General features: G+C 62.9%; 13 protein-coding genes. 9 read left to right on the forward strand and 4 right to left on the reverse strand.

The genetic code is table 11. The features are described 5' to 3' along the window. Positions 1 to 2 precede the first annotated feature (2 nt). The 8 genes from A7317_RS14765 to A7317_RS14800 are packed head-to-tail and all read left to right on the forward strand — an operon-like array spanning position 3 to position 7,412. Positions 3 to 371 carry a response regulator gene (locus tag A7317_RS14765; protein ID WP_024076566.1) on the forward strand — a complete coding sequence of 123 codons (369 nt, stop codon included), beginning with the start codon at positions 3 to 5 and terminating at the stop codon, positions 369 to 371. A 23-nt stretch (positions 372 to 394) separates the two neighbouring features. Beyond that, positions 395 to 682 (forward strand): STAS domain-containing protein, encoded by a 288-nt coding sequence (locus A7317_RS14770; protein WP_024076565.1) that lies wholly within the window; start codon positions 395 to 397, stop codon positions 680 to 682. Positions 683 to 723: 41 nt separating this feature from the next. Then, positions 724 to 2,757 carry a chemotaxis protein CheA gene (locus A7317_RS14775; protein WP_069076163.1) on the forward strand — a complete coding sequence of 678 codons (2,034 nt, stop codon included), beginning with the start codon at positions 724 to 726 and terminating at the stop codon, positions 2,755 to 2,757. A gap of 29 nt (positions 2,758 to 2,786) precedes the next feature. Next, positions 2,787 to 4,445 carry a methyl-accepting chemotaxis protein gene (locus tag A7317_RS14780; RefSeq protein WP_069076164.1) on the forward strand — a complete coding sequence of 553 codons (1,659 nt, stop codon included), beginning with the start codon at positions 2,787 to 2,789 and terminating at the stop codon, positions 4,443 to 4,445. Between the two features lie 36 nt (positions 4,446 to 4,481). Continuing rightward, positions 4,482 to 5,021, forward strand: coding sequence for a chemotaxis protein CheW (locus A7317_RS14785; RefSeq protein ID WP_024076562.1), 540 nt, complete (start codon positions 4,482 to 4,484; stop codon positions 5,019 to 5,021). A 9-nt stretch (positions 5,022 to 5,030) separates the two neighbouring features. Next, complete coding sequence (locus tag A7317_RS14790; protein ID WP_024076561.1) at positions 5,031 to 5,840, forward strand: CheR family methyltransferase; 810 nt, start codon at positions 5,031 to 5,033, stop codon at positions 5,838 to 5,840. Continuing rightward, a complete protein-coding gene (cheD, locus tag A7317_RS14795; protein WP_024076560.1) occupies positions 5,837 to 6,340 on the forward strand; it encodes a chemoreceptor glutamine deamidase CheD in 504 nt (167 codons plus the stop codon). Before A7317_RS14790 ends, cheD begins: the two co-directional genes overlap by 4 nt. Then, the gene (locus A7317_RS14800; RefSeq protein ID WP_024076559.1) at positions 6,333 to 7,412 is read left to right on the forward strand and encodes a protein-glutamate methylesterase/protein-glutamine glutaminase; all 1,080 of its coding nucleotides are present in this window, start codon (positions 6,333 to 6,335) and stop codon (positions 7,410 to 7,412) included. The genes cheD and A7317_RS14800 overlap by 8 nt, the downstream gene beginning before the upstream one ends. Before the next feature lie 94 nt (positions 7,413 to 7,506). Here A7317_RS14800 and A7317_RS14805 read toward each other — a convergent pair whose 3' ends face one another. The 4 genes from A7317_RS14805 to A7317_RS14820 form a co-directional block, all read right to left on the reverse strand. Beyond that, positions 7,507 to 8,757: a flavin-containing monooxygenase gene (locus tag A7317_RS14805; RefSeq protein ID WP_069076165.1), complete on the reverse strand. Its 1,251-nt coding sequence runs from the start codon at positions 8,755 to 8,757 to the stop codon at positions 7,507 to 7,509. Positions 8,758 to 8,858: 101 nt separating this feature from the next. Next, the gene (locus A7317_RS14810) at positions 8,859 to 9,299 is read right to left on the reverse strand and encodes a type II 3-dehydroquinate dehydratase (RefSeq protein ID WP_069076166.1); all 441 of its coding nucleotides are present in this window, start codon (positions 9,297 to 9,299) and stop codon (positions 8,859 to 8,861) included. 13 nt (positions 9,300 to 9,312) lie between these two features. Beyond that, a complete protein-coding gene (locus tag A7317_RS14815) occupies positions 9,313 to 10,293 on the reverse strand; it encodes an NAD(P)H-quinone oxidoreductase (protein ID WP_069076167.1) in 981 nt (326 codons plus the stop codon). Continuing rightward, positions 10,290 to 10,712 carry a RidA family protein gene (locus A7317_RS14820; RefSeq protein ID WP_024076555.1) on the reverse strand — a complete coding sequence of 141 codons (423 nt, stop codon included), beginning with the start codon at positions 10,710 to 10,712 and terminating at the stop codon, positions 10,290 to 10,292. The genes A7317_RS14815 and A7317_RS14820 overlap by 4 nt, the downstream gene beginning before the upstream one ends. 183 nt (positions 10,713 to 10,895) lie before the next feature. On the opposite strand from A7317_RS14820, the gene A7317_RS14825 reads away from it, so the two are divergent. Further along, complete coding sequence (locus tag A7317_RS14825; protein ID WP_069076168.1) at positions 10,896 to 11,870, forward strand: LysR family transcriptional regulator; 975 nt, start codon at positions 10,896 to 10,898, stop codon at positions 11,868 to 11,870. Positions 11,871 to 12,204 lie beyond the last annotated feature (334 nt).

Genomic DNA, 12,204 nt, shown 5'->3' on the forward strand with positions numbered 1-12,204 from the left:
TCATGGCGAAGAATGTATTAGTGGTCGACGACTCCAGCAGTGTGCGGCAAGTGGTCGGCATTGCCTTGAAAAGCGCCGGTTACGACGTGATCGAAGCGTGCGACGGCCGGGATGCCCTGGGCAAGCTCACCGGGCAGAAGGTGCACCTGATCATCAGCGACGTAAACATGCCCAACATGGACGGCATCACCTTCGTCAAGGAGGTCAAGAAGCTGGCCAACTACAAGTTCACCCCGATCATCATGCTGACCACCGAGTCCCAGGAATCGAAGAAGGCCGAGGGCCAGGCCGCTGGCGCCAAGGCGTGGGTGGTCAAGCCGTTCCAGCCGGCACAGATGCTGGCAGCGGTCTCAAAACTGATTCTGCCCTGACACCCGGCGCCAGGGAGGCTCCCATGCCCATCACCCATGAAACATTCGATGACACCACCCGCGTGTGCATTGACGGCGAACTGACGATCTACACCGTCGCCGAGCTGGCGGGCGCGCTGCTGCCGCAGCTGGGCGCGACGCCACGCATGGCGCTGGACCTGTCACAGGTCACGGAACTGGATGGCGCCGGCCTGCAATTGCTCGCGGTCATCCAGCGTGAAGCCGGCATCGCCGGCACAGCCTTGAGCGTGATCGGCCAGAGCCAGGCAGTCACGCAGGCACTCCAACTGTGTCGAGGCGCGGTCTTGTAGTCAGCGCCACCCACGTTCATTGATCGACAAGGAAAGTTCAGGTGAGCATCAATCTCGATCAGGCACAGCAGACATTCATCGTCGAGGCGCGCGAGCTGTTGCAAGCCATGGAGCAATCCTTGCTGCAACTGGAAAGCGAACCCGGCGACCAGGATGCCATTGGCGCGATTTTCCGTGCCGCCCACACTATCAAGGGCTCCGCCGGCCTGTTCGGCCTGGAGCCAGTCGTGAGTTTTACGCATATTGTCGAGGACGTACTCGACCGCCTGCGCGACGGCAGTGTGGCGGTCGATGCCACGCTGATCGCGATGTTGCTCAAGTGCGGCGACCATATGCTCGAGTTGATCGACGTCGTCGCCCATCGGGGCGAAACGTTGCAGCCCGAGGCCCTGGAACGTGAAGCGGCATTGCGCGAGGCGCTGAGCACGTATCAGGCACCTGGCACCCCGGCCCAACGCGTCGAAACTGCGGCGGCCTGCACGGGCACTCCCACCGACGTGCTGTGGCACATCTCCCTGCGTTTCGGCGCGGATGTGTTCCGCAATGGCATGGACCCGCTGTCGTTTCTGCGTTACCTCGAGACCTTGGGGCAGATGATGCAGGTCACGATCCTCACCGATAGCATCCCGGCCTTGGAAAGCTGGGACCCGGAGAGCTGCTACCTGGGTTTCGAGATCGACCTGCGCTCGACAGCCAGCCATGCCACCCTCAACGAAGTGTTCGACTTCGTGCGTGACGATTGTGAAGTGCACATCGTTGCCGTCGACCCCACGCCCGACAGCGACCTGGGCAGCGAACAGGTCACGGCGGCAGAGCAAGGCGCCATCACGGCTTCGGCGCAGCGCCAGCCGGCCGCCAGCGAGGCGAAACCCCGGGACGGTAATTACGTGCGGGTCAACGCCGACAAGCTCGACGAGTTGATCAACCTGGTCGGCGAGCTGGTGATTGCCAGTGCCGGTGCGAGCCTGCTGGCCCGCTCCTGTAACAACGACCCTCTGCAAGAGGCCACCTCGACGGTATCGGGGTTGGTGGAAGAGATCCTCGATGGCGCCCTGCACTTGCGCATGATCCCCATCGGCGACACGTTCAACCGCTTCCGCCGCGTGGTGCGCGATATCAGCCAGGAGCTGGGCAAGGACATCGAACTGATCATCAGCGGCGCGGAAACCGAACTGGACAAGACGGTTGTCGAGAAAATCGGCGACCCACTGATGCACCTGCTGCGCAACGCCATGGACCACGGTATCGAAAGCGCCGATGCCCGGCGTGCGGCCGGTAAGTCGGCCAAAGGCCATTTGAGCCTCAATGCGTACCATGACTCGGGGAGCATCGTCATTGAAATCGCCGACGATGGCGCCGGGCTCAACCGTGAACGCATCCTGGCCAAAGCCCAGGAGCGCGGGCTGGTGGCCAGCGGCGCGGTGCTCACCGACCAGGAGATCTACAACCTGATCTTCGAAGCGGGTTTCTCCACCGCCGAGGCCGTGACCAATCTGTCCGGGCGTGGCGTGGGCATGGACGTGGTCAAGCGCAATATCACCCTGTTGCGCGGCACCGTCGACCTGGACAGCCGCCCCGGCCAGGGCACCGTGGTGCGCATCCGCCTGCCGCTGACGTTGGCGATCATCAATGGGTTTCTGGTGGGCATCGACCAGTCCACTTATGTGATTCCGCTGGACATGGTCCAGGAATGCATCGAACTGGATGAGCGCCAGCGCCAGTCCAGCCGCGACAAGGGCTACCTGGACCTGCGTGGCGAAGTGTTGCCGCTGGTGGACCTGCGCGACCACTTCAGCCACGAAGGCCCCGCCTCGCGCCGCCAGAATGTGGTGGTGGTGCGCTACGCCGAGCACAAGGCCGGGCTGGTGGTCGATGAGCTGCTCGGGGAGTTCCAGACCGTGATCAAACCCCTGGGCAAGTTGTTTGGCGCACTGCGCGGCATCAGCGGCTCGACCATATTGGGCAGCGGCGCGGTGGCCCTGATCCTGGATATACCGGCACTGCTCAACCAAATCGTACAACTGGAAGCCCGCACGCCCCAGGTGCCTCAATCGCCACCGGCCGTCGCTCGCTGACGTATTCGCAACTCCATGGAGGTTCCCCGATGAAATGGTTCTACGATCTTAAGATTTCCACCAAGTTGATCAGCTCGTTCCTGGTGGTCCTGGCGCTCACTGCGGCCATGGGCGGCTTCGCCATCCTCCAGCTCGGTGCGGTCAACCAGGCGGCCCAGGACATCAAGGGCAACTGGATGCCCTCCATGCGCGCAGCGGCCGGCATGCGTTTTTTTGCCGCCAACTATCGCTTGAAAGAAAACCGCCACATCGGTACCGAGATTGCCGAGGAAAAGGCCCAGGCTGAACGTGAGGCCGTCGACTCGCGCCAACAGTTCGAAACCCGCCTCGGGACCTATGAGCAGTTGCTGTCCAACGACGAAGACCGTCAGCTCCTGGCCAGCGTGAAAAGCGCCTGGACGTCCTACCTGGCGGCCAGCAAGCAGTTGTTCGAGCTGTCCCGGCAGAATCAGGAAGCCCAGGCGCGCGGTTTGCTCAGGGGCGAGTCCAAGGAGCATTTCGATGAAGTGACCAGCCGCTTGCAGAAAATGGTCGAGCTCAACGACGGCGGGGCGACCATTGCGGGTGACAAGGGCGCGGCGCTGTACGAAAGCGCACGCGTGTCGATCATCGCGGTGCTGATCGCCGCCTTGTTGATTGGCCTGGGCCTGGCGATGTTCATTGCGCGGATCATTTCCCGTCCGTTGAAGCAAGCCGCGACTGCCGCCGAGCAATTGGCCGAAGGCAACCTCAACGCCCACATCGAGCCGGGTGCCAAAGATGAAACCGGCATGGTGCTCAACGCCATGCGCAACATGGTCGGCAAGCTGGCACATATCATCGGTGAAGTGCGCAACGCCGCCGATAACCTGGCCAGCGCCTCCGAGGAGGTCAGCGCCACCGCGCAATCGATGAGCCAGGCCACCAGTGAACAGGCCGCCAGCGTCGAGGAAACCAGTGCATCGGTCGAGCAGATGAGCGCCAGCATCAACCAGAACACTGAAAACGCCAAGGTCACCGACGGCATGGCCAGCAAGGCCGCCAAGGAAGCCACCGAGGGCGGCGAATCGGTACAGCAGACCGTGGTGGCGATGAAGAAAATCGCCCAGCGCATCAGCATCATCGATGACATCGCCTACCAGACCAACCTGCTCGCCCTCAATGCCGCCATCGAAGCCGCTCGGGCCGGTGAGCATGGCAAGGGGTTCGCCGTGGTGGCGGCCGAAGTGCGCAAGCTGGCCGAACGCAGCCAGGTCGCCGCCCAGGAAATTGGCGAACTGTCCTCCAGCAGCGTGGACATGGCCGAGAAGGCCGGCAAGTTGCTTGACGAAATGGTGCCCTCGATCAACAAGACTTCCGACCTCGTGCAGGAAATCAGCGCCGCGTCCGAGGAACAGGCCGCAGGTGTCGCGCAGATCAATACGGCGATGACCCAGCTCAACCAAGTGACCCAGCAGAACGCGTCAAGCAGCGAGGAACTGGCCGCCACCGCCGAAGAAATGAGCAGCCAGGCCGAGCAACTGCAACAGGCCATGAGCTTCTTCGTGCTGGATTCAACGCCCAAGGCCGCGGTTCAAAGCAGCAGCGTGGACAGCCCTGGCAGCAAGCCCAACCGTCAGCCGCCACGGCCAAAACCACAGGCGCCGCGCAAGGCCTTCGCCTACAGCATGGCCAGTGCCCCGGACGAATCGGAATTCACCCGCTTCTGATCACAAGAATCGATGCGGGCCTACAGGGAGAATGACATGGGCGCAGTGATGACGACTCGGCATGCCGCGGTTGCGGTGGACGAGGACGCGCAATACCTGACCTTTATGCTCGGCGGCGAAATGTTTGCCCTCGGCATTCTGGGGATCAAGGAAATTATCGAATACGGCAGCCTGACCGTGGTGCCGATGATGCCCGCCTTCGTGCGCGGGGTGATCAACCTGCGTGGCGCGGTGGTGCCGGTGGTCGATTTGTCGGCGCGCTTCGGCCGGGCCAATTCGGCGATCACCCGGCGTTCCTGCGTGATCATCATCGAGGCGAGTACCGAAGATGGCCAGCCCCAGGACATCGGGCTGCTGGTCGATACGGTGTCTGCCGTGCAGGAGATCCCCGCCACGCAGATCGAGCCGCCGCCCAGCTTCGGTGCGCGGATTCGCGCCGACTTCATCAGCGGCATGGCCAAGGTCGATGGCAAGTTCGTGATTGTGTTGGAGGTGGACAAGGTGCTGTCCATCGATGAGATGTCCAGCCTCGCCGAGGGCGGCCAGGCGCCGGCTCTCGACCTTGACCTGCGTTGAGGCCCGACCATGCCAGACACCGCCGTTATCGACGATCGTGAATTCGGCCAGTTCCAATCCTGGCTGTACCGCGCTGCCGGCATCAACCTGTCGCCGGCCAAGAAAGCCCTGGTGGCCGGGCGCCTGTTCAAGCGTCTCAAGCACTATGAGCTGCAGAGCTATGGTGAGTATTTCAAGCTGATCATGAATGACCAACGCACGGGCGAACTGCAGGTTGCCCTGGATTTGCTGACCACCAACGAAACCTATTTTTTCCGTGAGCCCAAGCACTTCGACTTCCTGCGTCAACAGGTGCTGCCCAAGGTCGTGCCGGGCAAGGTGTTTCGTGTGTGGAGTGCGGCCAGCTCCTCGGGCGAAGAACCCTACAGCCTGGCGATGACCCTGGCCGAGAGCCTGGGCACCACCCCCTGGGAAGTGGTCGGTTCGGACATCAGTACCCAGATGCTGGCCAAGGCGCGCAGTGGTCATTACACCATGGAGCGCACCGAGACGCTGCCCCAGCCGCTGCTGACCAAGTACTGCCTCAAGGGCATTGGTCGCCAGGAAGGCACCTTCCTGATCGACAAGACCTTGCGTAACCGGGTCAATTTTGTCCAGGTCAACCTCAACGAAGCGCTGCCCGCACTCGGCGAGTTCGAGGTGATCTTCCTGCGCAACGTGATGATTTATTTCGACCAGCCGACCAAGAGCCAGGTGGTTGCGCGCCTGTTGCCGCTGCTCAAGCCCGGCGGTTACTTCATCATCAGTCATTCGGAAAGCCTCCACGGTGTGAATGACACCTTGAAGCTGGTGGCACCGTCGATTTACCGCAAGCCATGAAAAAGCCTGTCGGCGTGGCCGAAGTGGTATTGGCACCTGGGCAGGTCAGCTTTGCGACGCGGCCGACGCGCCTGCGCACTTTGCTCGGTTCCTGCGTAGCTATCACCTTTTGGCACCCGCAACGGCAGATCGGCGGCATGTGCCACTTCATGCTGCCGGGGCGCTTGCGCAACCATCAGTCCCTGGACGGCAAGTATGCCGATGAGGCCCTGGAACTGCTGGTGCAACACGCCCACCTCAATGGCACGCAGGCACAGGATTACCAGGTCAAGCTGTTCGGTGGCGGCAGGATGTTTCCCGAACAGCAACGCCAGCGGCCGACGCAGGACGTGGCCAGCCTGAATATTCGCGCGGCGCTGGCCTTGGCCGAGCGCTATCACCTGCACTTGGCGGCCCAGGACATGGGCAGTACCGGTTACCGCACGATCATGTTCGACCTGTGGAACGGCAACGTCTGGGTTCGGCACCAACCAATGGGAACACTTCAACAAAATGCCTAACAAAAAAATCAGTGTGCTGCTGGTCGATGACTCGGCCGTAGTACGCCAGGTGCTGCTGGCGATTCTCAGCGATACACCGGATATCCACGTGATGGGTGCCGCCTCTGACCCGATCTTTGCCATGGACAAACTCGCCCGGGAATGGCCGGATGTGATCGTACTGGACGTGGAAATGCCGCGCATGGACGGCATCACCTTTCTGAAGAAAATCATGAGCGAGCGGCCGACGCCGGTGGTGATCTGTTCCTCGCTGACCCAGAAAGGCGCGGAGACCTCCCTGCAAGCGCTGTCGGCCGGTGCCGTGGAAATCATCACCAAGCCCACGACCGGGCTGAAGAGTTTCCTGATCGAGTCGGCGGCCGAGTTGGTGGCCGCGATCCGTGCCGCGGCGAACTCCAACGTCAAGAACCTGGGAAAGCGCGCCGCCAGCCCGGCGCCGTCACTGGCCCCGCCCAGCAAGCTCAGTGCGGATGCGATCCTGCCCGCCAATGGCCACGCCATGGCACAGACCACGGAACGTATCGTCGCCATTGGCACCTCCACCGGCGGTACCCAGGCACTGGAGGCGGTGCTGACAGCATTGCCGAGGGTGTGCCCCGGCATGGTGATCGTGCAGCACATGCCCGAGAAATTCACCGCCTCCTTTGCCGAGCGCCTCAACAGCGTCTGCGAGATCGAGGTACGCGAGGCGCGCAACAACGACCGCATCCTGCCCGGCCTGGCCTTGATCGCGCCTGGCGGCAAGCACCTGATGGTCACCCGCAGTGGTGCCTATTATCACGCCCAGGTGATCGACGGGCCGCTGGTCAACCGGCATCGGCCGTCAGTGGATGTGCTGTTTCGCTCGGTGGCCAAGTTCGCCGGCAGGAATGCCACCGGCATCATCATGACCGGCATGGGCGACGACGGCGCACGCGGGCTCAAGGAGATGCTTGAGGCCGGAGCCGCCACGGTGGCCCAGGACGAGGCCAGTTGCGTGGTGTTCGGCATGCCCAAGGAGGCGATCAAGCTCAACGCCGCCCAGCGCATCATGGCGCTGGAGGACATTCATCAGGCGATCTTGTACAAGTGAAGGTGAACGCCAGCCAGTCATAAACATCGGCGAGTCCCACTCAAGCGCACAAACCGGCGGATCTGGACGCAACTGCAGGCTACGGGGCAAGGCGCTAAGGCTTCTTGTAGGCCATGTACTCGTTCTGCAACACGATGTGATCGGCCAGGTACTTCGCGTCATGCCAAACCCCATAGATAAACGACGATGCGCGGTTCACCAGGTTTGGCAGGCCCAGGAAGTAGATGCCGCTCTGCGCCGAGATCCCGCGTTTGTGGAACGGCTCGCCGTTCTCGTCGAATGCATCCACCTTCAACCAGCCGAAATCAAACGTGAAGCCAGTGGCCCAGAGGATCGTGGTCACGCCGGCTTCGGCCAGGTTCAGGCTGAGGGTCGGGTTAATCAGGCATGCCGGGTCGGGCAGCAGCTTCCAGGCTTCGGGTTCCTGTGGAAATGCCAGGCCGTTCGACTCGATATAGGCATCCGCCTCACGCAGGACGTCAAAGTACGCACGATCCCCTTCGGCCACGTTCTCGGCCAGGCCGGGTTGGAAGGTCATGATGCCGTCGTTCCAGCCCTGGGTGACGCCCACCAGGTGGATGCCTTGGTGCGCCAGGCGCCGGAAGTCGACGGTCTTGCCCCCTTCGTAGCCGCTGACGGCGAAGGCAACGTGTTTTTTCTTCGGCTGGATTTTGACTTCGTCCCACAGGCCTAGGGCGCCGAGCCACCAGCAGTAGTCGCGGCCGCGGTAGGCGCGGGGAGGGCGGTAGTGTTCGCCGACCGAGAGGTACACGGTCTTGCCGGCCTTTTGCAGTTCTTCGGCGATTTGCGCGCCGGAGGCGCCGGCACCGACTACCAGGACGGCGCCTTCGGGCAGTTGGCCGGGGTTTTTATAGGTGGAGGAGTGCAGTTGGTGCAGCGGTGCGGTGGCGGGGACGATGTTCGGGATGGCGGGGCGTTGGAACGGGCCGGTGGCGGCCACCACGTTGGCAGCCTCGATCACGCCGGCCGAGGTGGTGACTTTGAAGCCGGGGCGGCCGACATGGCGCTCCACTTGGTGCACTTCTACGCCGGTGCGCACGGGCGCCTGTAACCGCTCGACGTACGCTTCGAAGTAGTCAGCCATGCGCTCCTTGGGCGGGAAGGCTTCGGGGGAAATGCCTTCGAACGTCAGGCCGGGGAAGCGGTCGTGCCAGGCCGGGCCATTGGCGACCAGCGAGTCCCAGCGCTCCGAACGCCAACGTTCGGCGATGCGGTGGCGTTCCAGCACGATATGCGGCACGCCCATCAGGGACAGGTGTTCGCTCATGGCGACACCGGCCTGGCCTGCGCCGACGACCAGGGTGTTGATGGTTTCTACTGACATGTGCGTTTCCTGGAAAGTGAGAGGTTTATCAGCGACGCCGACGTTCCAATGCGAGCGTTGTCGAGCGCCCGCGGGGAGCTGCTGTGTTTTCGAGTGCGCATTCAAGGCTTGAGCAACTCGGCCACGGCGGTAAGTGCCAGTTCGTAACCCAACGCCCCGAGCCCGGCGATGACGCCGGTGGCGGCCTTGGAGAGGTAGGAGTGATGCCGGAAGCGTTCGCGCTTCCAGATATTGCTCATGTGCGCCTCGATGATCGGGCCGTCGAAGGCCAGCAGCGCGTCGAGGATCGGCACCGAGCTGTAGCTCAGCCCGGCGGCGTTGATCACAAGGGCGTCAGCGTGCAGGCGCGCTTCTTGAATCCAGTCCACCAGCACGCCTTCGTGGTTGCTCTGGCGAAAGTCCAGGCTCAAGCCCAGTTCGGCGGCGTGGCGTTGGCAGCGTGCTTCGATGCTGGCAAAACTCTCATTGCCGTAGGTGCCGTTGCTATCCAACCCATACAGGTTGGCGTTGGGCCCATTGAGGAAATACACGGTGTGGGGCATGGGGTTCTCCTGCTTAGTGCGCGACGCTCAGCACGACTTTGCCGATATTGGCGTTGGCTTCCAGCAGCCGATGAGCTTCGGCAGCCTGGGCGAGGGGGATTTGCGCATGCAGCTGCGGGCTGACCAGGCCGGACGCCAGCCAGGGCAAAACGCGGGAGCGGATGCACACCGCCAGGCGGGCTTTTTCGGCGTGGCTTTTAGGGCGTAGGGACGATGAGGTGAGGCTCAGGCTTTTGCGCATCAACAGGCCCAGGTCCAGCTCGATGTGCGCGCCTTGCAGGAACGACAGGCTCACATGCCGTCCCCCCACCGCCAGCGCCGCCAGGTTGCGCGCCACGTAGGGGCCGCCGACGTTATCCAGGACCACGTCCACGCCGCGATCTTCGGTGCAGTCCTGCACCACCCGGACGAAGTCTTCCGTGTGGCGGTCGAGCGCGCGCCAAACGCCGAGCGCTTGCAGCATCGCGACTTTCTGCGCGCCGCCAGCGGTGGCGATCACCCGCGCACCGGCAGCCTGGGCGCACTGCACGGCGAAGCTGCCGACGCCACTGGCGGCGCCGTGGATCAGCACGCTGTCGCCACTGCGCAGGCGCCCCAGTTCAAACAGGTGGTGCCATACCGTAAACGCGGCTTCCGGTATGCCGGCGGCGTGGTGCAATGACACGCCCACGGGTACCGGCAGGCAGTGCGCCGCCTCGGCCACACAGTACTCGGCGTAGCCACCGCCGTTGAGCAGCGCCATCACGCGATCGCCCACGGCAAATTCGTCCACATCGCAACCCCGTGCAACCACGATGCCTGCCGCTTCCAGGCCCAGTACGTCGGTGACACCGGGCGGTGTCGGCAAGCCGCTGCGTTGCATCAGGTCCGGGCGGTTGACACCCGCGGCCGCGACACGAATCAGCACTTCGCCAGGCTGGGGCGACGGCACCGGGCGTTGCACTAACTGCAACACCTCTGGCCCACCGGGCTCGCGGGCGATCACCGCGTTCATACGGTCCAATCGTCCGGCACCACGGCGATCACATCGATCTCCATCAGCCACTCGGGCTGGCCCAGGCCGGAAATCACCAGCCCGGTGGAAATCGGGAACACGCCCTTGAGCCATTTGCCAACCTCCTGGTACACCGGCTCGCGGTAGCGCGGGTCGATCAAATAGGTGGTGGTCTTGACGATGTGCGACAGGTCGGAACCGGCTTCTTCCAACAGTTGCTTGACGTTTTTCATCGCCTGTTCGGCCTGGGCGCGCGGGTCGCCGAGGCCGACCAGGTTGCCGTCGAAGTCGGTGCCGATCTGGCCGCGCACATAGATGGTATTGCCGGCGCGCACGGCCTGGCACAGGTCGTTGTCCAGCGCCTGGTTGGGGTAGGTTTCTTTGGTATTGAACATGCGGATACGGGTGTGGGTCGGCATAGCAGGCAACTCATTGCAAGCGGGATGAGTTCAGCTTCACATCGCCTCCGTTCTCGCGAAACCAGCATTTGCGCGGGGTAGTGCTTAGGAAAATCCGAAGCCCGTGCAGGTCATCGGCGCGCGCAGGACCCGGCACGAACCCTGCAACGTCGCCTGCACAGTCATTGTTGAGGGGCAGGTGTGATGCTCAGTCGTATTACTCAGCGTCAACTGGAGTATTTTGTGGCGTCGGGAGAGGCGGGCAGCATCAGTGCGGCCGCTGAGCGCATTCATGTGTCATCGCCGTCGATCTCGGCGGCGATCACCCATATGGAAGCCGAACTGGGCATCCAGTTGTTTATCCGTCATCACGCCCAGGGTATTTCCCTGACCGCCGTGGGGCGCTTGGTGATGCAAGAGGCCAAGCAGATCCTGGAGCAGATGAGCAACCTCTATACCATCGCCTCGGAATCATTGAACACGGTGCGCGGGCCGTTGCGGGTGGGCTGCCTGGAGTCGCTGGCGCCGATGATCACGCCCGAATTGGTGTTTGGTTTTGGTCGCGCGTTTCCCGGCGTGCGGTTGACCCAAACCGAAGGCAACCATGAGGAACTGCTGGAAAAACTGCGCAGCGGCGAGCTGGATATCGCCCTGACCTACGACCTGGTAACCAGCCCGGACATCGACTTCCAACCCCTCGCGCACCTGCCGCCCTATGTGATGGTCGGCGAGTATCACCCGTTGGCCAGCCTGTCGGCGGTCAGCATGCAGGACCTGGAAGCGTACCCGGTGGTGCTGCTCGACACGCCCTGGAGCCGCGACTATTTCCTCAGCCTGTTTATGCAGGCGGGCACCACGCCGAACATCATCATGCGCTCCACCAACCTGGAAACGGTGCGGGCGATGGTGGGCAATGGCATTGGCTATTCCTTCGCGAATGCGCGGCCCAAATCGAACATGTCCCAGGACGGCAAGCGGGTGATCCGCCTGCGCCTGGCTGGGGCGCATCGGCCGATGAAGCTGGGCTATGCCACTGCGAGCAACACCCAGCTGTCGCGCGTGGTGTCGGCATTTGCCGAGCGCTGCCGCATGTTTGTGTCCGACCAGTACATCCCCGGCATGGCGCCGCCGAGCTTTTTTGACCCCCATGCGGTGCGCTCGCTCAGCAGTGTGAACTGAGAACGCACCAGAAGGTGGCGTTCGCGGCACGCTGAATTGCAGCGTGCACCCTTTTAGCCAAACCACACAGTCTGTTCACTGTAGGAGGGGGCTTGCTCCCGATTGCGGAGGGGCAGCCGGATGATGGGGTGCTGATGCACCGCTATCGGGGCATGGGTATCTACACAACTTTTGGCATGGCCCTGAACCTGTGGCGAGGGAGCTTGCTCCCGTGACGGCTCGGGAGCCGACGACTATCTAACTGATGCATCGCGACCTAAATGTGGGAGCGGGCGGTGCGACGATTCGACTTGCCCCCGATGGCGGCCTCTGGGCCGACTATTTTTTTGGTTTG

It is taken from the genome of Pseudomonas fluorescens (assembly GCF_001708445.1).
GTDB classification, from domain to species: Bacteria; Pseudomonadota; Gammaproteobacteria; order Pseudomonadales; family Pseudomonadaceae; genus Aquipseudomonas; species Aquipseudomonas gorinensis.

Coding starts and splice junctions, on each gene's coding strand:
- A7317_RS14765 (WP_024076566.1), top strand. CDS start 3: ATGGCGAAGAATGTATTAGTGGTCGACGACTCCAGCAGTGTGCGGCAA.
- A7317_RS14770 (WP_024076565.1), top strand. CDS start 395: ATGCCCATCACCCATGAAACATTCGATGACACCACCCGCGTGTGCATT.
- A7317_RS14780 (WP_069076164.1), top strand. CDS start 2,787: ATGAAATGGTTCTACGATCTTAAGATTTCCACCAAGTTGATCAGCTCG.
- A7317_RS14785 (WP_024076562.1), top strand. CDS start 4,482: ATGGGCGCAGTGATGACGACTCGGCATGCCGCGGTTGCGGTGGACGAG.
- A7317_RS14790 (WP_024076561.1), top strand. CDS start 5,031: ATGCCAGACACCGCCGTTATCGACGATCGTGAATTCGGCCAGTTCCAA.
- cheD (WP_024076560.1), top strand. CDS start 5,837: ATGAAAAAGCCTGTCGGCGTGGCCGAAGTGGTATTGGCACCTGGGCAG.
- A7317_RS14800 (WP_024076559.1), top strand. CDS start 6,333: ATGCCTAACAAAAAAATCAGTGTGCTGCTGGTCGATGACTCGGCCGTA.
- A7317_RS14805 (WP_069076165.1), bottom strand. CDS start 8,757: ATGTCAGTAGAAACCATCAACACCCTGGTCGTCGGCGCAGGCCAGGCC.
- A7317_RS14810 (WP_069076166.1), bottom strand. CDS start 9,299: ATGCCCCACACCGTGTATTTCCTCAATGGGCCCAACGCCAACCTGTAT.
- A7317_RS14815 (WP_069076167.1), bottom strand. CDS start 10,293: ATGAACGCGGTGATCGCCCGCGAGCCCGGTGGGCCAGAGGTGTTGCAG.
- A7317_RS14820 (WP_024076555.1), bottom strand. CDS start 10,712: ATGCCGACCCACACCCGTATCCGCATGTTCAATACCAAAGAAACCTAC.
- A7317_RS14825 (WP_069076168.1), top strand. CDS start 10,896: ATGCTCAGTCGTATTACTCAGCGTCAACTGGAGTATTTTGTGGCGTCG.